This window comes from Brevundimonas sp., assembly GCF_027484365.1.
Taxonomy (GTDB): Bacteria; Pseudomonadota; Alphaproteobacteria; order Caulobacterales; family Caulobacteraceae; genus Brevundimonas.
In genome coordinates this window covers 101,882-121,266 of record NZ_JAIXTC010000030.1, presented here as the reverse complement: position 1 = coordinate 121,266, position 19,385 = coordinate 101,882, and the positions used below count along the sequence as shown (strand labels likewise).

Here is a 19,385-nt window from a genome sequence, read left to right as displayed (position 1 = left end):
TGAGGGAAATAGGGCGTAACTCTCCTTGATCGGCAATCGCGCGGCCGGGCGACGTGGGTCCGGAGCCCCTGATCAACGCCGGCGGTTGACCCACCAGGCCATCGCGCCGCCCGCCAGAGCCATGGGCGCGCCGTAGACGGCCCAGATGATCTGGCCCGTCATGAAGCTGCCCGGCAGGATGTTCAGGCCCTGCAGAACCCAGATGACGCCGACCAGCAGCAGGGGACCGGCGAGGACGGTGGCGAGGTAGCGCAGGACGATCATCGAAGGACTCCTTCGGCGATCAGATCATCGCCATGCCGCCGTTCACGTGGAGCGTCTGGCCCGTCAGGTAAGCCGCTTCATCGGAGGAAAGATAGACGGCGGCGGCGGCGATCTCCTCGCCGGTTCCCAGACGGCCGGCCGGAATGTTCCGCAGGATGCCCTCGCGCTGCTGCTCGTTGAGCACGTCGGTCATGGGCGAGGTGATGAAGCCCGGGGCGATGCAGTTCACGGTGATTCCCCGTGAGCCGACTTCCTGGGCCAGGGACTTGGAGAAACCGATCATGCCCGCCTTGGAGGCCGCATAGTTGGTCTGGCCGGCGTTGCCGGTGACGCCGACCACCGAGGTCACGCCGATGATCCGGCCGGAACGACGCTTCATCATCCCCTTCATCGCCGCGCGCGACAGACGGAAATAGCTCTCCAGATTGACGGTCAGGACGGACTGGAAGTCCTCGTCCTTCATCCGCATCAGCAGGCCGTCCTTGGTGATGCCGGCGTTGGCCACGAGGATGTCGAGCCCCGCGCCCGCGACTTCTTCAGCGACGCCGACGAGGGCGTCGACCGAGGCCGGGTCGGACAGGTTGGCGGTGGCGAAATGGGCCCGCTCGCCCAGTTCCTTCGCCAGTTCGGCCAGCACGGCCTCGCGGGTGCCGGACAGGACGACGGTGGCGCCTTGCGCATGCAGGGCGCGGGCGACGGCCCCGCCGATACCACCCGTGGCGCCGGTGACGAGGGCGGTCTTGCCGGTCAGGTTGAACATTCTTTTCTCCGCTCATCCCCGCGAAAGCGGGGAGCCAGTTCTTGTGTGAGGCACGATGGCCTGGATCGCCATCACCACCAATGTCTCAGCCCGCTCACCCAAAGCCCTGGGTCCCCGCTTTCGCGGGGATGAGCGGAAACGCTCAAAGCGACTTCGCGAACGCCTCGATGTCTTCCGGCGTGTTCAGCGCCAGGCTCTCGGCGTCGGGCGCGATGCGTTTGGCCATGCCGGTCAGGACCTTGCCCGAGCCGATCTCGACGAAGCGGGTGACGCGGCCTGCGGTGGCCATCCAGTCCATCGACTCGCGCCAACGCACGCGGCCCGTCACCTGTTCGACCAGCAGGCGGCGGATCGTGTCGGCGTCGCGCTCGGGACGGGCGGTCACGTTGGCGACCACAGGCACGGCCGGAGCCAACAGCGCGGCCGAGGCGAGCGCGGCGGCCATCTCGTCGGCGGCGGGCTGCATCAGGGGGCAGTGGAAGGGGGCCGAGACGTTCAGCGGGATGGCCCGCGCGCCCAGTTCCTTGGCCTTCTCGATGGCGCGGTCGACGGCGGCCTTCTCGCCGGAAATGACGACATTGCCGTTGTTGTTGTCGTTGGCGACCACGCAGACGCCGACCTCGGCACCCGCCGCCGCGGCGGCCTCGGCCAGGGCCAGATCCGTCTTCGGCCCGATCAGGGAGGCCATCGCCCCCTGCCCGACCGGCACGGCGCGCTGCATGGCCTGACCGCGGAGCTTGAGCAGCTGGGCGGTGTCGGCGATCGACAGGGCGCCCGCCGCCGCCAGGGCGGAATATTCACCCAGCGAATGGCCGGCGACGAAGGCGGCCTTGTCCACCGCGACGCCGAACTCCTTGTCCAGCACCCGCATAACCGCCAGCGACACAGCCATCAGGGCCGGCTGGGCGTTCTCGGTCAGGGTCAGCTGATCCTCAGGTCCGTTCCGCATCAGGCCGGACAGATCCTGTCCCAGGGCCTGGTCGATCTCGGCGAACACATCGCGCGCCGATCCGAAGGCGTCGGCCAGCGCCGCCCCCATGCCGACCGCCTGGCTGCCTTGTCCGGGGAACAGGAGGGCGAGGGTCATGAGGAGGGTCCGTGGTTGCCTGAGAAGCGCGGAGGGGTAATCCTGTTGCCTCACGCGGGCAAGCCGGGCGCTTTGGCAGTTGCCCACAGCCCCCTTTTCCCCTATACGCGCCCGCTTTCCAGGGCTTCGGTCCTGATGCGGAACACCAAAGGGTTCGGGAAGTCATCCCGGCCGCCGCTTCAGGATCCATCGTGGTTCGGACTCTACCCGGTCCGTCTGCGCCGACGCCCTACAAGGGAGACTACCGAATGGCTCTTTACGAGCACACGGTCATGTCGCGCCAGGATATCAGCGCGCAACAGGCCGAAGCCCTCAACGACACCATCAAGGACCTCATCGTGGCCGGCGGCGGTTCCGTCGCCAAGATCGAGTACTGGGGCCTGCGCAACCTGACCTACCGGGTCAAGAAGAACCGCAAGGCTCACTATTCCCTGCTGGCGATCGATTGCCCGCCCCCGGCCATGGCCGAAGTCGAGCGTCAGCTCGGCATCAACGAAGACGTCCTGCGCTGGCTGACCGTCAAGGTCGAGGAACTGGACCTGGAGCTGTCGCCGCTGCTGGCCCGTCGTGAGCGCGAGCGTGAACGCGACCGCGAACGTGGTCCGCGTGAAGACGCCGATGTGGTCGCGTAAGGAGATCTGGAACCATGACTGACACCACCTCCTCCGCCAACGTCCCCGGCACCCCCGCCGGTTCGGGCTCGGCCGGCCGCCGTCCCTTCTATCGTCGCCGCAAGGTCTGCCCGTTCTCGGGCGAAGGCGCGCCGAAGATCGACTACAAGGACGTCAAGCTGCTGCAGCGCTACATTTCCGAACGCGGCAAGATCGTGCCCTCGCGCATCACCGCCGTGTCCCAGATCAAGCAACGCGAACTGGCCAAGGCCATCAAGCGCGCCCGCTATCTGGCCCTCCTGCCCTATGTGGTGAAGTAAGATGAAGGTCGTTCTGCTCGAACGCGTCGAGAACCTCGGCGCCATCGGCGACGTCGTCACCGTCAAGGATGGCTTCGCCCGTAACTTCCTGCTGCCCCGTGAAAAGGCGCTGCGGGCCACCTCCAAGAACCTCGAGAAGTTCGAACTCGACCGCGCCGCCATCGAGGCTCGCAACGAGAAGAACAAGTCCGAGTCGCAGAAGATCGCCGACAAGATCGACGGTCAGTCCTACGTCATGATCCGCCAGGCCGGCGAAACCGGTCAGCTGTACGGATCGGTCGCCGGACGCGACATCGCCGAAGCCATCCAGGCTGAAGGCGGCAAGGTCGAGCGTTCGCAAATCGCCCTCAACACGGCGATCAAGACCTTGGGCGTCCATGACGTTGTCGTGCGCCTGCACGCCGAGGTCACGGCCACGGTCAAGATCAACATCGCCCGCTCGGCCGACGAAGCCGAACGCCAGGCGAAGGGCGAGGACGTGATCAAGTCGGCCTACGACGAAGACCGTAACGCGGCCGCCGAACAGGCCCGCGACATGGTCGAAGGCGGCGCAGGCCAACAGGACGGTCTCGGCTCCGAGGCCTGATCCTGCAGATCGGTTCGACGAACCGGTAGAGAACCTAAAGGGCGTGTCCTCCGGACACGCCCTTTTTGCTGCGCCGCGCGATCGGCTCGCAGAAACTATGTCAAAATTGCAACGAGCCTGGTCGCTTGCGTTAACCCTGGCTTGACCGGGCCATCGGACGCACCCAGCTTGCAGGACAGGGAGCGTCCGCGCCGGTCCGCGCAATAATCTTGCGCGGCCGCTCGGCCGATAACCACGCGGCGGACAACGCCGGACTTTCGGACCTTCTCTCGCGCCGCGCGTCCCGCGCAGGCCACATCTCGTCAGGCTCGTCATGAACTTCAGACTTTCCCGCTCCGTCCTTCTCGGCTTCTCCTCTGCGGCGACCCTGCTCGCCTGCCCGATCGCGGCCCTGGCCCAGACCGCGCCGCAGGAAGAGGCGACCGCCGTCGATGAAGTGATCGTCACCGGCACGCGCACCGTCGGCCGCACCCGTCTCGACTCGGTCGCCCCGGTCGACGTGATCTCGGGCGAGGTCCTGACCCGCCAGGGCGCAGGCACCGAACTGGCCGCCGCCCTGGCCGCCAACGCCCCCGCCATCAACTTCCCCCGCCCGGCCATCTCGGACGGTTCCGACCACGTCCGCCCGGCGACCCTGCGCGGCCTCGCCCCCGACCAGACCCTGGTCCTGATCAACGGCCAGCGCGGTCACGTCGCCGCCCTGGTGAACGTCAACGGCAACCTCGGTCGCGGCTCGACCGCGTTCGACCTGAACACCATCCCTGCGGTCACCCTCGGCAACGTCGAGGTCCTGCGCGACGGCGCCTCGGCCCAGTACGGCGCCGACGCCATCGCGGGCGTGATCAACCTGCGCCTTCGCGAAGCCAGCTCCGGCGGCGGCCTGACCGCAACCTACGGCGTCTATGACACCGAGTTCGACACCGCCCGCGGCTCGCACGAGCGCAAGGACGGCGAGCAGGTCTCCCTCGCCGGCTGGATCGGCCTGCCCCTGTTCGGCGACGGCTTCCTGACCGTTTCGGGCGAGGTGCAGGACCGCGATCCGACCAACCGTTCCGACTATGCCGCGCCGGGCAGCGTCCTGGGTGGATCGTCCACCACCGTCCTCGGTCGCTTCGGAGATCCGAAAACCAGCGCCCAGTCGGTCTGGTTCAATGCCGGCAAGCCCCTGCAGGACGGCTGGGAAGCCTACGCCTTCGGCGGGTATCAACACCGCGACTCGGAATCCGCCGCCACGGCGCGCGCCTTCAATAACGCCAACAACGTCACGGCCATCTATCCGGGCGGCTTCCTGCCCGTGATCACCGCCGCGATCGACGACTACAACCTGTTCGGCGGCCTCAAGGGCGAAGCCGCCGGCATCGACTGGGACGTCTCGGTCGGGTACGGCCGCAACGAACTCGACTACGGCGTCATCAACAGCCTCAACGCCTCCTACGGCGCGGCGTCGAAGACGTCGTTCGACGCCGGCGGCCTCGCCTACGACCAGCTCACTGTCGCGATCGACGGCGTCAAACAGATCGACGCCAATCTGTTCGAGCCGCTGAACCTCGCCTTCGGCCTTGAGTATCGGCGCGAGGCGTTCGAGGTCACCGCCGGCGAGCCCACCTCCTACAACAAGGGGCCGCTCAACGCCGGCGCCGGCGCCCAGGGCTTCCCGGGCTTCCAGCCGTCCAACGTGGTCGATGAGGATCGCAGCAACGTCAGCGCCTATATCGATCTGGAAGGCCGCTTCTCCGAGTCGGTCACCATCGGTCTGGCCGCACGGTACGAAGACTATTCCGACTTCGGCGACACCCTGACCGGCAAGCTGTCGGGACGCTGGGACGCCAACGAGCATTTCGCCCTGCGCGGCGCGATCTCGACCGGCTTCAAGGCCCCGGCCCTGCAGCAGCAGTACTTCAGCTATGTCGCGACCAACCTGGTGACGACCGTGGTCGGCGGCGTGCCGGTGACCTCGCTGGTCCAGGCCGGGTCGTTCCGTGTCAACGACCCGGTCGCCATCGCCCTGGGATCGCGCCCGCTGGAGCCGGAGCACTCGACCAACTTCTCGGGCGGCTTCATCCTGCGCAACGGCGGGTTCGAGCTGACGGTCGACGCCTACCGCATCGATATCGAGGACCGGATCATCTACTCCGAGACCCTCGGCCTGACGCGGCCCAGCCAGACGGCCGCCACCACCAATGCGACCCTGGCCCTTCTGGCGCCGTTCGGCGTGACCGGCGCCCGTTTCTTCCTGAACGGTGTCGGCACCTCGACCAACGGCGTGGACGTCGTGGCGCGCTACCGCACCCAGCAGGACTTCGGCCAGTTCACCTTCACGGGCGCCGCGAACTTCAACGCGACCGAGATCACGGAACTGCCGGAGGTGCCTTCCACCGTCGCCATCCCGACCTCGCCGGGCTATCTGTTCGACCGCGCCAACCAGCTCTCGTTCTCGGACGGCACGCCCAAGCGCAAGGTCGTCGGCAGCGTCGACTGGACCCTCGGCGACTTCTCCGCCACGGCCCGCGCGACCTATTACGGAAGCGTCCTGATCGCCAACAACAACTCGACCTTGGACTACCAGTCCGGCGATGCGACCCTGATCGATCTGGAGGGCCGTTACACCTTCCCGATCGGCGTCACGGCCGCGGTCGGCGTCAACAACCTCACGGACGAGTATCCGAACTTCACGCCGTCCACGATCAACGGCGGCACGGGTTCGGTCGGCTTCCCCAGCTTCTCACCCTACGGCTTCAACGGACGCTTCCTGTTCGCCCGGGTCAGCTACAACTTCTAGGCTCCTCTCAACCTTGAGGGCTGGAACGGCGCGGAGAGAAATCTCCGCGCCGTTTTGCGATCATCGCCTTGGTTCCGTCACGGACTATGGCTCATCTGGACGTCTGTCAGGGAGGTCGGGATGAACAGGAAAACACTGGGAACCGCAGTGGCGCTCGTCGTCATGCTGGCTGCGACGGCGGTTGAGGCCATGACCGTTCGCGAGTTTCTGGCGACAGCGGCGGGGATTCCACGCAATCCCACGGCCCTGCTGCGCTCGGATACGCGTCGATTGATGGCCGAAGTCCGGGGCGCAGGTGCGACACTGCGATCAGAACATGAAGCGGCTCTCGCAGCCGGTCGGCGCCCGGTCTACTGTTCGCCGGAGGGGCGGATCAGCGTCAGCGCCGACGCCCTGCTCGCCCGCTTCAACGCCATTCCGGAAAGCCGCCGGAACATCAGCGTCACCCAGGCCATGCGCGAATGGATGGCCGAACGCTATCCCTGCCCGGCCTGACCCGTCGCTCGAACTGATCCGTCTAGGGATTTTGGAGGAGTCCACAGACGGGCCGATTCGATCCCCCGCCAAGGCCACGTCCAAACGTGTCGCAGGGGCGTGCGAGGGGTAAGCGTTAACCCGATGAACGCTTTCTCTCCCTTCAACGACGCCGTCGCCGTGCCGTCGCTTCCGCATAACCTCGAGGCCGAACAGGCGCTGCTGGGCGCCCTGATGTTCGACAACGCCATCTTCGAGCGCCTGTCAGATCGGCTGCGCGGATCCCACTTCTACGAGCCCTTCCACCAGCGGCTCTACGACGCCATCGAGGATCACATCCGCCAGGGCATGCTGGCCGAGCCGACCATCCTGATGGAGCGGTTCAAACAGGATCCGGCCTTCGCCGAGTTCGGCGGCCTGCGCTACCTCGCCGACCTGATGGACCGCGCGCCCCCTGGGGCCAACGCCCCCGACTATGCGCGGGTCGTGTACGACCTGGCCCTGCGCCGCGACCTGATCCGCATCGGCGGCGACATCATCAAGGAGGCCCCCGATCCCGAGCGCGCCGCGCTGGAACAGATCGAACAGGCCGAACTGACCCTCTATTCCCTGGCCGAGACCGGCGCGCCCTCGTCCGGCTTCGTCAGCTTCTCGACGGCCCTGGCCGGCGCCGTGCAGATGGCCGGAGAGGCCTATCAGCGGGACGGCAAGCTGGCCGGTCTGGCCACCCACCTGGACGACCTCGACTCCAAGCTCGGCGGCATGCACCCGTCCGACCTTCTGATCCTTGCGGGCCGTCCGTCGATGGGCAAGACGGCCCTGGCGACCAACATCGCCTTCAACGTCGCCCGCAACTACCGCTGGGAGCCGAGCCCGGACGGCCGCAAGACCGTCTCGGGCGGGGTGGTCGCCTTCTTCTCTCTGGAAATGAGCGCCGAACAGCTGGCCATGCGGATCCTGGCCGATGCCTCGGGCGTCTCGTCCGACCGCCTGCGCAAGGGCGAGATCGACGCCTCCGACTTCGGCAAGGTCCGCGACGCGGCCATCGAGATCGGCGAGAGCCCCCTCTACATCGACGCCACCGGCGGCCTGGCCATCTCCAAGCTCGCAGCCCGCGCCCGCCGCCTGAAGCGTATGGAACAGGGGCTCGACCTGATCATCGTCGACTACCTCCAGCTGATCACCGTGGGCGAAGGCAATGCCCAGAAGAACCGGGTGCAGGAGGTGTCCGAGATCACCGGCGGCCTCAAGGCCCTGGCCAAGGAGCTGAACGTCCCGATCATCGCCCTGTCGCAGCTGTCGCGTCAGGTCGAGACCCGCGAGGACAAGCGGCCCCAGCTCTCCGACCTGCGGGAATCCGGCTCGATCGAGCAGGACGCCGACTGCGTGATGTTCGTCTATCGCGAAAGCTACTACCTGGGTCGCACCGAGCCCCGCGAAGGCACGGAAGAACACCTGAAGTGGCAGGAGGATATGGACCTGCTGGAACACCAGGCCGAGGTCGTGATCGGCAAACAGCGCCACGGCCCCATCGGTATCGTGAAACTGAGCTTCGACGCGGATACGACGCGCTTCGGCAACCTGGCGCGCTCGGGCTACGGCAACTTCAGCGATATCCCGGAATGAGTTGCGCCCCTCTCCCCTTGCGGGAGAGGGAGATCGCGCACGGCGGCGAAGCCGTCGTTCTGGCGCGATCGGGTGAGGGGTGACACCGGCGGCCGGGTGTGTCGGCAGAGACGACCGTTGAGGCCAGCGCGACCCCTCATCCGACTTCGCTTCGCTCAGCCACCTTCTCCCGCAAGGGGAGAAGGAAGACGGTTTCAGTCGTCCCTGTGAACACGTTCGCGGCGCTCGTGGCGTTCCTGGGCTTCCACCGACATGGTCGCGGTCGGACGGGCTTCCAGCCGGCCGAGGCCGATCGGTTCACCGGTGTCCTCGCAATAGCCGTAGGAACCGTCCTCGATCCGGCGCAGGGCGTCCTCGATCTTGGAGATAAGCTTGCGCTGGCGGTCGCGTGTGCGGAGTTCCAGCGCGCGATCCGATTCCGACGAGGCCCGGTCGACCAGGTCCGGATGGTTCTCCGTCTCCGCCTTCAGATTGACGACGGTGCCCTTGGATTCGCGCAGGATGTCATCCCGCCACGCCATCAGCTTGTGTTTGAAATAGGCGAGCTGACGTTCATTCATGAACGGCTCGTCGTCAGAGGGTCGATAGGCGACCGGTTCGTCAGACACGATCGAGGCCAATGCGGTCATCGCACTCACACTCTACAACAGCGCCCCCCATGGCGCACGTCGGCGTATAGGCAGGCCTGAGAGTCGCGGCAACCGGGTTCGCGCGTCCGTGATCGCGATAGAGCTTCGTTGCAACCGGAACCGTGACATTTCGTCCTCACTTCAGTCCCCGAACGGGGAATGAAGCCGGTTTTCCGGGACTTATGCTGCGTTGCGGCGAACTTCGGCCTTGGCGAGCTCGACGGCCGCGCGCAGGTCGATCTGTTCCAGCAATCCGGTCAGGCCCGTGTCTTCGTCCTCGGGGCGTTCCTCGCGCAGGGTTCTGCCCAGACGTTCCAGCGCGCCCTCACCGGCCTCGCCCGACAGCATGGCGATCTTCAGTTCGTCCAGACGGTCCAGCAGGGTGCCCCCGCGACGGATGGCGCGCCGCCTGCGCTCCGTCGCCGTTTCGACGCCCTGCAACGCCATCAGGGCCGAAACGTCGGCGACGGCGGACGTCGGAGCCGTGGCTGCGGCCGCCGAGGACGGAGCGGCACCGGACGTTTGTGGCATGGAGAAGCCGCCGGCTGAACGCACCGGGCGCTGGCCGCCTGCGGGGGCGGCGCCCGACGGGCCGTTGACCTTCATGAGCGGAGACTCCGGGACATTCCGCACCATCGCCGGACGACCGTCACCGTTTGGTTAACGGCAGGGCAGGATTTGCCGGGTCAGACGGGTGCATCCGCAGTATCATCCCTGATTTTGCTTGTCTTTCTATCCGGCACGATCTTCGCAACCCCGGCCCCTGAACCCTCGTGGAAAGACGGCCCAGTGCAAAAGTTTCTCACCGCCTTCCTGATCCCCGTCGCCCTCGGCGCCCTGATGGCCGCCCCGGCCTCGGCCCAGTCGCGCATCAAGGACATCGCCTCGATCGAGGGCGTCCGCACCAACCAGCTGGTCGGCTATGGCCTCGTGGTCGGTCTGAACGGCACGGGCGACAGCCTGCGCAACTGCCCCTTCACACGCCAGTCGCTGGAGGGGATGACCGAACGTCTGGGCGTCAACATCCGCGGGACCAACGCCAACTCCAAGAACCTGGCGGCCGTCATGGTGACCGCCGAACTCCCGCCCTTCGCGACCCCGGGTTCGCGCGTCGACATCTCGGTCTCCAGCCTGTGCGACGCCAAGAGCCTGCTGGGCGGCACGCTTCTGGTCACCAGTCTCCAGGGCGCCGACAGCCAGGTCTATGCCGTGGGCCAGGGCTCGGTGCAGACCGGTTCGGTCTCGGGCTCGGGCGGGTCAGGGTCTTCCGTGACGCGCGGCGTGCCGACGGCCGGACGCATCGCCTCGGGCGCCACGGTCGAGCGTGAGACAGGGTTCCAGCTCGACAGCCTCACGGAAGTCCGCCTGACCCTGCGCAACCCGGACTTCACCACGGCCCAGCGCGTCGCCGCCGCCATCAACGCCACCTACCCCGCGACCGCCCTGGCCGAGAACGGCTCGGTCATCGCCCTGCGCGCCCCGGCCCAGCTGGGCATGGCCGCCTTCATCAGCCGGGTCGAGAACATGCCGGTCGCGGTCGACACCCCGGCCCGCGTCATCATCGACGAGGTCAACGGCGTCATCGTCATGGGAGAGAACGTCCGCATCTCCACCGTCGCGATCGCCCAGGGCAACCTGACCATCTCGGTCCAGGAAAGCCCGCAGGTCAGCCAGCCCGCTCCCTTCAGTCAGGGTCAGACCGCAGTGGTCCCCCAATCCGACGTCACGGTCGAGGAGGAGCTGGGCCGCGAGATCCGGCTGGTCAACGGCGCGACGTCCCTGTCGACCCTCGTCAACGGTCTGAACGCCCTCGGCGTCTCGCCCCGGGACATGATCTCCATTCTCCAGGCCATCAAGGCGGCAGGTGCCCTGCAGGCCGATATCGAGGTGCTGTGATGAGCGACCTGGCCGTCTCTCCCGCCCTGCTGACCTCGGTCCCGGCCCCGAATGCCGAGACGCCGCGCATGCGCGAGACAGCGGAGAAGTTCGAGGCCTCCTTCCTGTCGCAGATGCTCAAGCCCATGTTCGAGGGCCTCTCGACCGACGGGCCGTTCGGCGGCGGCGAGGCCGAAGGCACCTGGCGCAGTTTCATGATCGACGAAATGGCCAAACAGACCGTCCGCGCCGGCGGCATCGGCCTGGCCGACACCGTCGTCTCCGAGATGATCCGCATGCAGGCTGAACAGACGCAGGGTCTGGCCCAGCCCCTGACGGGAACGACCGCATGAGCCACGACCCGACCACCGCCACGGCCTATCTGCGCAATCTTACGGCCCTAACCGACAGGCTGACCGCCCGGCTGGAGGTGGAGACGGACGCCTTCGCCACGCGTCGCGCCGCCGACGTCGCCGCAGGCCTGGCCGCGACCCAGGAACTGGCCAACCAGTACCGTCGCGAGTCCGCCCATCTGAAGGCCAACAGGGCTATCCTGCTGGCAGCCCCGGCCAGCGAGCGCATGGCTTTGGTCAAGGCGACCGAGGCGTTCGAGGCGGTGCTGGCCGTCCACGGCCGCACGGTCGAGGCCGCGCGCACCATCTCGGAAGGCCTGGTCCGCACCATCGCGCAGGAAGTCGCCGCCGCTCGGGCTATGGGGACCGGCTATGGCGCCTCCGGCCAGGCGAACGGCGGCGACAGCCGCGCCGTCACCCTCAACCGCACGGCCTGATCGCTAGACGGCCATCGCAAGTTCCAGCGGCCCATCGGCCTCGGACACCACAGCCCGTTGGCGATAGACATGCCGGCCGACGACCGGCCAGAGCTGCTCCGCCACCGAGGCCCACAGGCTGTTGATCTCGAAGGCGGCCTGACTGTCCGGCTGATCTTCCTGGGCGCCCAGCCCCTTCCACATCGCGTTCTGATAGGCCGCACGTTGGCGCAGGCCGACCTCGGCCAGAGGGATGCGGAATTCGGACAGGTAGTCGACGGCGTCGCGAATGACGCGCGGCTCCGCCCCATTCCGCCGCACCGGGGCCTGGTTGAGCACGAACAGTCCGGGGCGGCGCAGGTTCTCGACCAGTTGCACCGTCCGGCCGACCGCCTGGAGGTCAAAGAAGTTCGGTCGGACGACGATCAGACACAGGTCCGCCAGACGCGCCGCCTCGGACGCCTCCGTGTCCGCCGACGGGCGGGTGTCGACAAGCATGAGGTCGATGCCCTCGCGCTCGGCCGCGCGGTGGGTCGTGAACAGGGCGCCGGCCCGGCCTTCCATGACCAGCGGCCAATCTGCGGTGCGTTCGCGAGCCCATTCCAGGGACGATCGCTGCGGGTCCATATCGACCAGCATCACGCGTTTTCCGGCCGCGACCGCCGCTGCGGCCATGTGCACGGCCAGGGTCGACTTGCCGGCCCCTCCCTTGCGCGACATCACCGCGATCGTCTTCATGGGCCCCCGCCTGTTCTGGATGATCGGCCCCGCGCTCCCGGAACGTCGTTACCGTTTGTTCACCATAGATGCCGCGCAGACTGCGTCAACGAATCACCCGTCTCACCGCGTGCTGCAGGGCTTTTTCGCGTCATTAAGGACGACTGTGCGGCGAAGTTTAACGGGGAGGGCACAGGATCGACGCATGACGATCCGTACGAGCCTTCTGGGATTCGCCTTCGCCTCTGCCGACCTTTTGCTCGAGCTCGACAAGCGGGGCTCGACGGTGCTCGGCCTCGGCTCCGGCCCGACGACCGGGCTGTCGGCCGAGAGCTTCAATGGCGTGGCCCTGTGGAACCGCGTGGCCCCGGCCAGCGTGGACACGCTGAACGGCGTGCTCAAAAGCCTGCGTCCGGGGGCGCGGTCCGCCCCCGTCGAACTCCTTTTCAACGCGGGCGAGGGACGGATGCGACGGGCGACAGCGCGCTTCTTCCTGCTGCCCGACCTGGCGCCGAATATCTCCTGCTCCGTCACCTGGGAGGGTCCGGCCTATCGCCTGCACGATCCGGAAGCCGCTCCGGCTCTCGAGCCGGAAGCCTTCCTTGCCCGTGCCCAGCAGATGATGGCGCCCCCCGCCGAACCGCGCGACCTGGCCATCGCCTTCGTCAACGTCGAGGGACTGGCCGCCGCCCAGGGCATGGGCGAGGCCGGCGAGCGCCTGAACGCCCGCGTCGAGGCCGCCCTGCAGGCCGCCTCGGTCGACGGCGCCACGGCCGGAAAGCTCGGCCCTGAAAAGTTCGCGCTGCTCCGGGATCGCAGCGAGGCGACTGATCTGGCCGGCGAGATGGAAGAGATCGGCCGCGACGAAGGCTTCGAACTCTTTGCCGACTCGACGGAGTCGGATCTGACCGCAGGCGGTGAGTCGCTCAGCGCCCTGCGCGCCCTGCGGGTCGCCGTCGAAGGATGCCTGAGGGACGGCGGTTCCGGCCGACCGGATCTCAGCTTCACCGCCGCCCTGTCGCAGACCCTGAAAGACGCCCACGCTTTCCAGACCATGGTCAAGGGCCGCCGGTTCGAGCTGCATTACCAGCCGATCGTCGACCTGAAGACCGGCGCCGTGCACCATTTCGAGGCCCTGGCCCGGTTCAGGGGTTCGGACAGCCCGGCCGACGCCATACACATGGCCGAGGAAATGGCCCTGATCGACAGCTTCGACGTCGCCGTGGCCGAGAAGGCCCTGAGCCGACTGCGCCAGCCGGGCGCGGGCCTGCTGAAGTTCGCCGTCAATGTTTCGGGGGCCTCGCTTGCCGACGACCGCTATGTCCAGGCCCTGTTGCGGATGACCTCAGCCCGTCCCGACGAGCGCAAGCGACTGATCGTCGAGGTCACGGAGTCCGCCGCCCTCTCGGATGTCGAGGCAGCCAACCGTCGCCTCGGCGGCCTTCGCTCCGCCGGCATCAAGGTCTGTATCGACGACTTCGGGGCGGGTGCCGCCTCCTACGACTACCTGCGCCGCCTGTCGGTCGACACGGTCAAGATCGACGGGACCTTCATCCAGGGACTGGAAACGGATCCCCGCGCCCGCACCCTGATCGGCCATCTCGTCGAGCTTTGCCGCTCGCTGAAGATCGAGACCATCGCCGAGATGATCGAGACCGAGGCCGATGCCGAGGTTCTGCGCGAGCTCGGCGTCGACCTGGGCCAGGGCTGGCTGTTCGGCAAGGCGGAGGCCGAGCCCCGCACCCAGTTGGCCTACAATGAACCCGTCATGTCCCGCCGGGTCGGCGCGGTGGCCAGCTGGGGCTGACCGGACGCAGACCGTGCGATCGGCGGCGGGAGTGATTTCACCCGCCTCATCACGCTGAACGACGGGCCGGTCCTGCGCGACTGACAGCATCTGGCGGCAGCGCCTTGATGTTCTCACATTGTTCTTGCTGAATCAGCGCGATCAGTCCCCATATAGCGTTGTCGCACCGGACCCCGTCCGGCGCTCCCGCGTTCCCGGCCCCCCGTTTCCTGGCAGCATGACCGAAAAGCACAACTTCATTCGCGTGCGTGGCGCCCGCGAGCACAATCTCAAGGGCGTGGACGTCGACATCCCGCGCGAGAAGCTGGTCGTCATGACCGGCCTGTCGGGGTCGGGCAAATCCTCGCTCGCCTTCGACACCATCTATGCCGAGGGCCAGCGCCGCTATGTCGAGAGCCTGAGCGCCTACGCCCGCCAGTTTCTGGAACTGATGGGCAAGCCGGACGTCGACCTGATCGAGGGCCTGTCGCCGGCCATCTCGATCGAACAGAAGACGACGTCGAAGAACCCGCGCTCCACCGTCGGCACGGTGACCGAGATCCACGACTATATGCGCCTGCTCTGGGCGCGGGTGGGCGTGCCCTATTCGCCCGCCACCGGCCTGCCGATCGAGAGCCAGACCATCTCCATGATGGTCGACAAGCTGACCGCCCTGCCCGAGGGCGAACGTCTGTTGCTGCTGGCCCCGGTCGTTCGCGGTCGGAAGGGCGAGTACAGGAAGGAGATCGCCGAGTGGCAGCGCTCCGGCTTCCAGCGTCTCAAGATCGACGGCCAGTTCTACGCCATCGAGGACGCGCCCCCGCTCGACAAGAAGTTCAAACACGACATCGACATCGTCGTGGACCGGATCGTCACCAAGACGGGCCTGGAGGCGCGCTACGCCGACAGTCTGCAGACCGCTCTCGGCCTCGCCGACGGCATCGCCGTGGCCGAATGGGCCAATGCGGAAGAGGGCCGGGAGCCGCGCCGGCTGACCTTCTCCGAGAAGTTCGCCTGCCCGGTCTCCGGCTTCACGATCGCCGAGATCGAGCCCCGGCTGTTCTCGTTCAACAACCCGTTCGGCGCCTGTCCGGTGTGCGACGGCCTGGGGGTCAAGCTGGCCTTCGACGCCGATCTGGTGATCCCGGACCGCGACAAGACCCTGCACAAGGGCGCTGTCGCGCCATGGTCGCGCGGTCCCTCGCCGCTCTACACCCAGACCCTCCAGGCCCTGGCGCTCCACTACGGCTTCTCGATGGACAAGCCGTGGCGCGAATTGCCCGAGAAGGCCCAGAAGGTCATCCTGAACGGCACGGGCTCCGAGAAGATCAAGTTCGTCTATGACGACAACGCCCGGAAATACGAGGTCTCCAAGCCGTTCGAGGGGGTCGTGCCGAACCTCGACCGCCGCTGGCGCGAGACCGACAGCGCCTGGGTGCGCGAGGAACTGGGCCGCTTCCAGTCGGAAACCCCCTGCGAAGCCTGCGGCGGCAAGCGACTGAAGCCCGAGGCCCTGGCGGTGAAGATCGCCGGCAACGACATCGCCGAGATTTCGATGCTGTCGATCAAAAAGGCCTTCGACTGGGTCAGCGCCCTGCCCGATCAGCTGACCGAGAAGCAGATGGAGATCGGTCGCCGCATCCTGAAAGAGATCAGCGACCGCCTGAGGTTCCTGAACAACGTCGGGCTCGACTACCTCAGCCTGTCGCGCGCCTCCGGCACACTGTCCGGCGGCGAAAGCCAGCGCATCCGGCTGGCGTCGCAGATCGGCTCGGGCCTGACCGGGGTGCTGTATGTTCTGGACGAACCGTCGATCGGCCTGCACCAGCGCGACAACACCCGGCTGCTGGAAAGCCTTCGCGGTCTCCGCGATCTCGGCAACTCCGTCCTCGTCGTCGAACATGACGAGGAGGCGATCATGACTGCGGACTATGTCATCGACATGGGCCCGGCCGCCGGCGTTCACGGCGGCGAGATCTGCGCCGAGGGCACCCCCGCCGAGGTCATGGCGAACCCGAAATCCCTGACCGGCAAATTTCTCACCGGCGAGCGCGAGATCGAACTGCCGCCCGAGGGCCGCCGGCCGGTCAACCGCAAGAAGATGCTGAAGGTCTCGGGGGCCACCGGCAACAATCTGAAGACCGTCACCGGCGAAATCCCCGTCGGGGTCTTCACCTGCATCACCGGCGTGTCGGGCGGCGGCAAGTCGACCTTCACGATCGAGACCCTGTACAAGGCGGCCGCGCGTCGCCTGAACAACGCCTCGGACGCTCCGGCCCCGTTCGACCGGATCGAGGGGCTGGAACATTTCGACAAGGTGATCGACATCGACCAGTCGCCGATCGGCCGCACCCCGCGCTCGAACCCGGCGACCTACACCGGCGCCTTCGGACCGATCCGCGACTGGTACGCCGGCCTGCCGGAGTCCAAGGCCCGCGGCTATGGGCCGGGACGGTTCAGTTTCAACGTCAAGGGCGGGCGCTGCGAGGCCTGTCAGGGCGACGGCCTGATCAAGATCGAGATGCATTTCCTGCCCGACGTCTACGTCACCTGCGACGTCTGCAAGGGCAGGCGTTACAATCGCGAGACCCTGGAAATCGTGTTCAAGGGCAAGTCGATCAGCGACGTGCTGGACATGACGGTCGAGGAGGCTGCGCGCTTCTTTAACGCGGTGCCGCCGATCCGGGACAAGATGAAGACGCTGGAGCGCGTCGGCCTCGGATATGTCCAGGTCGGCCAGTCGGCGACCACCCTGTCGGGCGGCGAAGCCCAGCGGGTCAAGCTGTCCAAGGAACTGTCGAAACGGGCGACGGGCAAGACCCTCTACATTCTCGATGAGCCCACCACCGGCCTGCATTTCGAGGACACGAGGAAGCTGCTGGAGGTGCTCCAGGAACTGGTCGAAAGCGGCAACACCATCGTCGTGATCGAGCACAACCTGGATGTCATCAAGGTCGCCGACTATCTGCTGGACTTCGGTCCCGAGGGCGGCGACGGCGGCGGAGAGATCGTCGCGGTCGGCACGCCGGAACAGGTCGCGGCCAACGACAAATCGTGGACCGGCAAATACCTCAAGGAGGTGCTGGACCGGCACGAGACGCGTCGCAAGGCGCGGGTCGCGGCCCTGACGTCCGAGGCTCCGGTGAAGAAGCCGCGGGCGAAGGCCAGCGCCTGAGCGAAATCAGGTCGCGGGCGCTTCGGGGGTCTCGGCGGACCGGGGCGCGACCGCTTCGGGTATGGCGTGGCCCTTGAATGGCCCGCGCAGGACGACCCAGACACTGCCGCCGAGCAGGATGGCGGTCGTGACCACGCTGGCCTCCGGGCCGAAGGTCGCACCGGTCAGCCACCAGGGTGAACCCGTCGTGGTCGTCAGGTCGACGAACAGCGGGGTGACGTCGAGGACGTGACCCGACACCTCCAGGCCGAAGCCCAGGCCCAGCAGCCAGTTCCACGCCGCATGCCAGCCGCACACGCCCCACAGCGAGCCTTCGCGCGCCGCGTAGAGGCCGATGAAGGTGCCGAACAGGACGATATTGACGACGCCCAGCGCCAGCTCCTTCGTCGGCTCGGTGTTGCCGGCATGGACCAGGCCGAACAGGATGGCGTTAACGATCAGGGCGACGACCAGCCCGTGGCGCGAGGCGATCAACTGCATCAGCCATCCCCGGAACACGATCTCCTCGGTCGAGCCCTGGACTATGAAACCCAGCAGCAGGGCGCCGATGGGAACGAGCGCTGCGACGGCCCCGGCCTTGGCGAAGGCGCCGCCGCTTTCGATGCGATAGCCGCCTGCGACCCAGATCACGCCGATCGTCGCCAGCAGGAACCCCAACCCGATCGCATAGCCGCGCAGGAAGCGCTTCAGGCCGTGCCCGTTGAAACCGATCGTCGGCAGCGGCCGCCGCTCGAACAGGACGACCCAGGCGATCAGCAACACCGCTGTCAGGCCGAAGAAGACGACGAGCTGGTAGAGCTCGCTGAACCACCCCATCCGGGAATTCAGCCCGGTGACCTGGGCGATCATGACCGCGATCAGCGGCCCGGCAATCAGGAAGACGGCCGCGAGGACCACCGCCGCAACGCTCCAGGTGCGCCGATGACGCGCCAGTCTCGGTGCGTAGAGTTCAATTCCGGCCATCTGGGGTTCCCCGCCCTGTTTCCGTGACGCTATCCGCCCGGTCGTACCGCGCCAAGTTACCCTTGCGACAGAAAGCCTAGTCCTGCGGCAGACCCTTCAGCTCGCGATAGGCGGCCGAGAAGGGTGCGTAGATCACCGCGAGCTGCAGCGCCGAGAAGATCGCGTTGATGGCTCCCCAGGCGAGCAGACCCACGCCAGCCGTCTGAAGGATCTGGGCAGTGGACTGGCCGTCGAGCGCGGCCAGCTGGTCCAGTCCTCCAGTCGCCATGGTCACGGGGAGGGCCACTATGGTGGCGAGAATACTGACCAGCATCGACATGATGAAGGCGATCACCGCCATGCCCAGCAAGGGAAGGGTGTGTCCCTTGGTCAGGGCGAAGGTGGCGAAGGGCGAGATGCGCTTCTCATGGAATGTGGCCGGAACGGCCAGGCTGAGTCGAACCGACAGCCAGATCAACACAGCGACGGCTGCGAGACCAAGCACCACGCCGACAAGAATGCCGACGCCCGTATTGACCTGGCCCGCGACGCCGACCGCCACGCCGACGACGGAGAACAGGAGCACGGTCACGGCGAAGAAGACGATGCCCAGAATCACGGTGACCGCCAGCACGCGCAGCTCGTCTCCGCCCAGCCGCATAAAGCCGAACGCCTTTTCGGCGGGCCTCAGCACGGAGCGCGCGACCGCAGCGTTGAGGACCGCCCCAAGCACCAGACTGAGGGGAAGGCCCAGCACCATGAAGCTCGACCAGCTCGCCATCAGCGCCTGGATCTCCTGCGGGCTGGGCTGGGTCCCTTCCAGGCTCTCGGTCGTCGCCATCACCGTGGCCAGAGGCCCGGCGAACAGGCCGAAGAAGGCAGCGAAGCAAATCACATAGGCCAGGGCCCAGAACACGATCGCCACCGGGTTGCGACGCACCACGCGGAAGCCCTCGAAGGCGGCCTCTGTCGCTGAAAAGGTCAT

At 67.0% G+C, this 19,385-nt stretch carries 19 protein-coding genes; 11 read left to right on the top strand and 8 right to left on the bottom strand.

The window, feature by feature from the left end:
* Positions 1-72: 72 nt before the first annotated feature.
* The 3 genes from Q0044_RS15900 to fabD all read right to left on the bottom strand — a co-directional run bounded on the left by Q0044_RS15900 (position 73) and on the right by fabD (position 2,111).
* Positions 73-264, bottom strand: a complete 192-nt coding sequence (locus tag Q0044_RS15900; protein WP_298163446.1) for a hypothetical protein — start codon at positions 262-264, stop codon at positions 73-75.
* 19 nt (positions 265-283) lie between these two features.
* Positions 284-1,024, bottom strand: coding sequence for a 3-oxoacyl-[acyl-carrier-protein] reductase (gene fabG, locus Q0044_RS15895; RefSeq protein WP_298163445.1), 741 nt, complete (start codon positions 1,022-1,024; stop codon positions 284-286).
* 142 nt (positions 1,025-1,166) lie between these two features.
* Positions 1,167-2,111, bottom strand: coding sequence for an ACP S-malonyltransferase (fabD, locus tag Q0044_RS15890; protein WP_298163444.1), 945 nt, complete (start codon positions 2,109-2,111; stop codon positions 1,167-1,169).
* A 248-nt stretch (positions 2,112-2,359) separates the two neighbouring features.
* Here fabD and rpsF point away from each other — a divergent pair, with 248 nt between their 5' ends.
* From rpsF to Q0044_RS15860, 6 genes are all read left to right on the top strand, one after another.
* Complete coding sequence (gene rpsF / locus Q0044_RS15885) at positions 2,360-2,743, top strand: 30S ribosomal protein S6 (RefSeq protein ID WP_298163443.1); 384 nt, start codon at positions 2,360-2,362, stop codon at positions 2,741-2,743.
* A 14-nt stretch (positions 2,744-2,757) separates the two neighbouring features.
* Positions 2,758-3,042, top strand: a complete 285-nt coding sequence (gene rpsR / locus Q0044_RS15880) for a 30S ribosomal protein S18 (protein WP_298163442.1) — start codon at positions 2,758-2,760, stop codon at positions 3,040-3,042.
* A gap of 1 nt (position 3,043) precedes the next feature.
* Positions 3,044-3,628 carry a 50S ribosomal protein L9 gene (rplI, locus tag Q0044_RS15875; RefSeq protein ID WP_298163441.1) on the top strand — a complete coding sequence of 195 codons (585 nt, stop codon included), beginning with the start codon at positions 3,044-3,046 and terminating at the stop codon, positions 3,626-3,628.
* A gap of 313 nt (positions 3,629-3,941) precedes the next feature.
* On the top strand, positions 3,942-6,407 hold the full coding sequence (locus tag Q0044_RS15870; RefSeq protein WP_298163439.1) for a TonB-dependent receptor plug domain-containing protein: 2,466 nt from the start codon (positions 3,942-3,944) through the stop codon (positions 6,405-6,407).
* A 120-nt stretch (positions 6,408-6,527) separates the two neighbouring features.
* Positions 6,528-6,902 carry a hypothetical protein gene (locus Q0044_RS15865; protein WP_298163438.1) on the top strand — a complete coding sequence of 125 codons (375 nt, stop codon included), beginning with the start codon at positions 6,528-6,530 and terminating at the stop codon, positions 6,900-6,902.
* A gap of 123 nt (positions 6,903-7,025) precedes the next feature.
* Positions 7,026-8,507, top strand: a complete 1,482-nt coding sequence (locus tag Q0044_RS15860) for a replicative DNA helicase (protein ID WP_298163437.1) — start codon at positions 7,026-7,028, stop codon at positions 8,505-8,507.
* Between the two features lie 194 nt (positions 8,508-8,701).
* On the opposite strand, the gene dksA is transcribed toward Q0044_RS15860, so the two are convergent.
* On the bottom strand, positions 8,702-9,136 hold the full coding sequence (gene dksA, locus Q0044_RS15855) for an RNA polymerase-binding protein DksA (RefSeq protein WP_298163436.1): 435 nt from the start codon (positions 9,134-9,136) through the stop codon (positions 8,702-8,704).
* A 180-nt stretch (positions 9,137-9,316) separates the two neighbouring features.
* Positions 9,317-9,742 carry a flagellar assembly protein FliX gene (locus tag Q0044_RS15850; protein WP_298163435.1) on the bottom strand — a complete coding sequence of 142 codons (426 nt, stop codon included), beginning with the start codon at positions 9,740-9,742 and terminating at the stop codon, positions 9,317-9,319.
* A gap of 234 nt (positions 9,743-9,976) precedes the next feature.
* Here Q0044_RS15850 and Q0044_RS15845 point away from each other — a divergent pair, with 234 nt between their 5' ends.
* The 3 genes from Q0044_RS15845 to Q0044_RS15835 are packed head-to-tail and all read left to right on the top strand — an operon-like array spanning position 9,977 to position 11,801.
* Positions 9,977-11,032 carry a flagellar basal body P-ring protein FlgI gene (locus Q0044_RS15845; RefSeq protein WP_298163535.1) on the top strand — a complete coding sequence of 352 codons (1,056 nt, stop codon included), beginning with the start codon at positions 9,977-9,979 and terminating at the stop codon, positions 11,030-11,032.
* The gene (locus tag Q0044_RS15840; protein WP_298163434.1) at positions 11,032-11,364 is read left to right on the top strand and encodes a rod-binding protein; all 333 of its coding nucleotides are present in this window, start codon (positions 11,032-11,034) and stop codon (positions 11,362-11,364) included. Before Q0044_RS15845 ends, Q0044_RS15840 begins: the two co-directional genes overlap by 1 nt.
* Positions 11,361-11,801, top strand: coding sequence for a flagellar basal-body protein FlbY (locus Q0044_RS15835; protein WP_298163433.1), 441 nt, complete (start codon positions 11,361-11,363; stop codon positions 11,799-11,801). Before Q0044_RS15840 ends, Q0044_RS15835 begins: the two co-directional genes overlap by 4 nt.
* A gap of 3 nt (positions 11,802-11,804) precedes the next feature.
* Here the strand turns inward: Q0044_RS15835 and Q0044_RS15830 are convergent, their stop codons facing one another.
* A complete protein-coding gene (locus Q0044_RS15830) occupies positions 11,805-12,518 on the bottom strand; it encodes an AAA family ATPase (protein WP_298163432.1) in 714 nt (237 codons plus the stop codon).
* A 184-nt stretch (positions 12,519-12,702) separates the two neighbouring features.
* On the opposite strand from Q0044_RS15830, the gene Q0044_RS15825 reads away from it, so the two are divergent.
* Entirely contained in the window at positions 12,703-14,304 is a 1,602-nt protein-coding gene (locus tag Q0044_RS15825; protein WP_298163431.1) for an EAL domain-containing protein, read from the top strand.
* Positions 14,305-14,521: 217 nt separating this feature from the next.
* Positions 14,522-17,458, top strand: coding sequence for an excinuclease ABC subunit UvrA (uvrA, locus tag Q0044_RS15820; protein ID WP_298163430.1), 2,937 nt, complete (start codon positions 14,522-14,524; stop codon positions 17,456-17,458).
* Between the two features lie 6 nt (positions 17,459-17,464).
* On the opposite strand, the gene Q0044_RS15815 is transcribed toward uvrA, so the two are convergent.
* Together Q0044_RS15815 and Q0044_RS15810 are read right to left on the bottom strand one after the other, a co-directional pair.
* A complete protein-coding gene (locus Q0044_RS15815; RefSeq protein ID WP_298163429.1) occupies positions 17,465-18,421 on the bottom strand; it encodes a CPBP family intramembrane glutamic endopeptidase in 957 nt (318 codons plus the stop codon).
* A 76-nt stretch (positions 18,422-18,497) separates the two neighbouring features.
* The gene (locus Q0044_RS15810; RefSeq protein WP_298163428.1) at positions 18,498-19,385 is read right to left on the bottom strand and encodes a hypothetical protein; all 888 of its coding nucleotides are present in this window, start codon (positions 19,383-19,385) and stop codon (positions 18,498-18,500) included.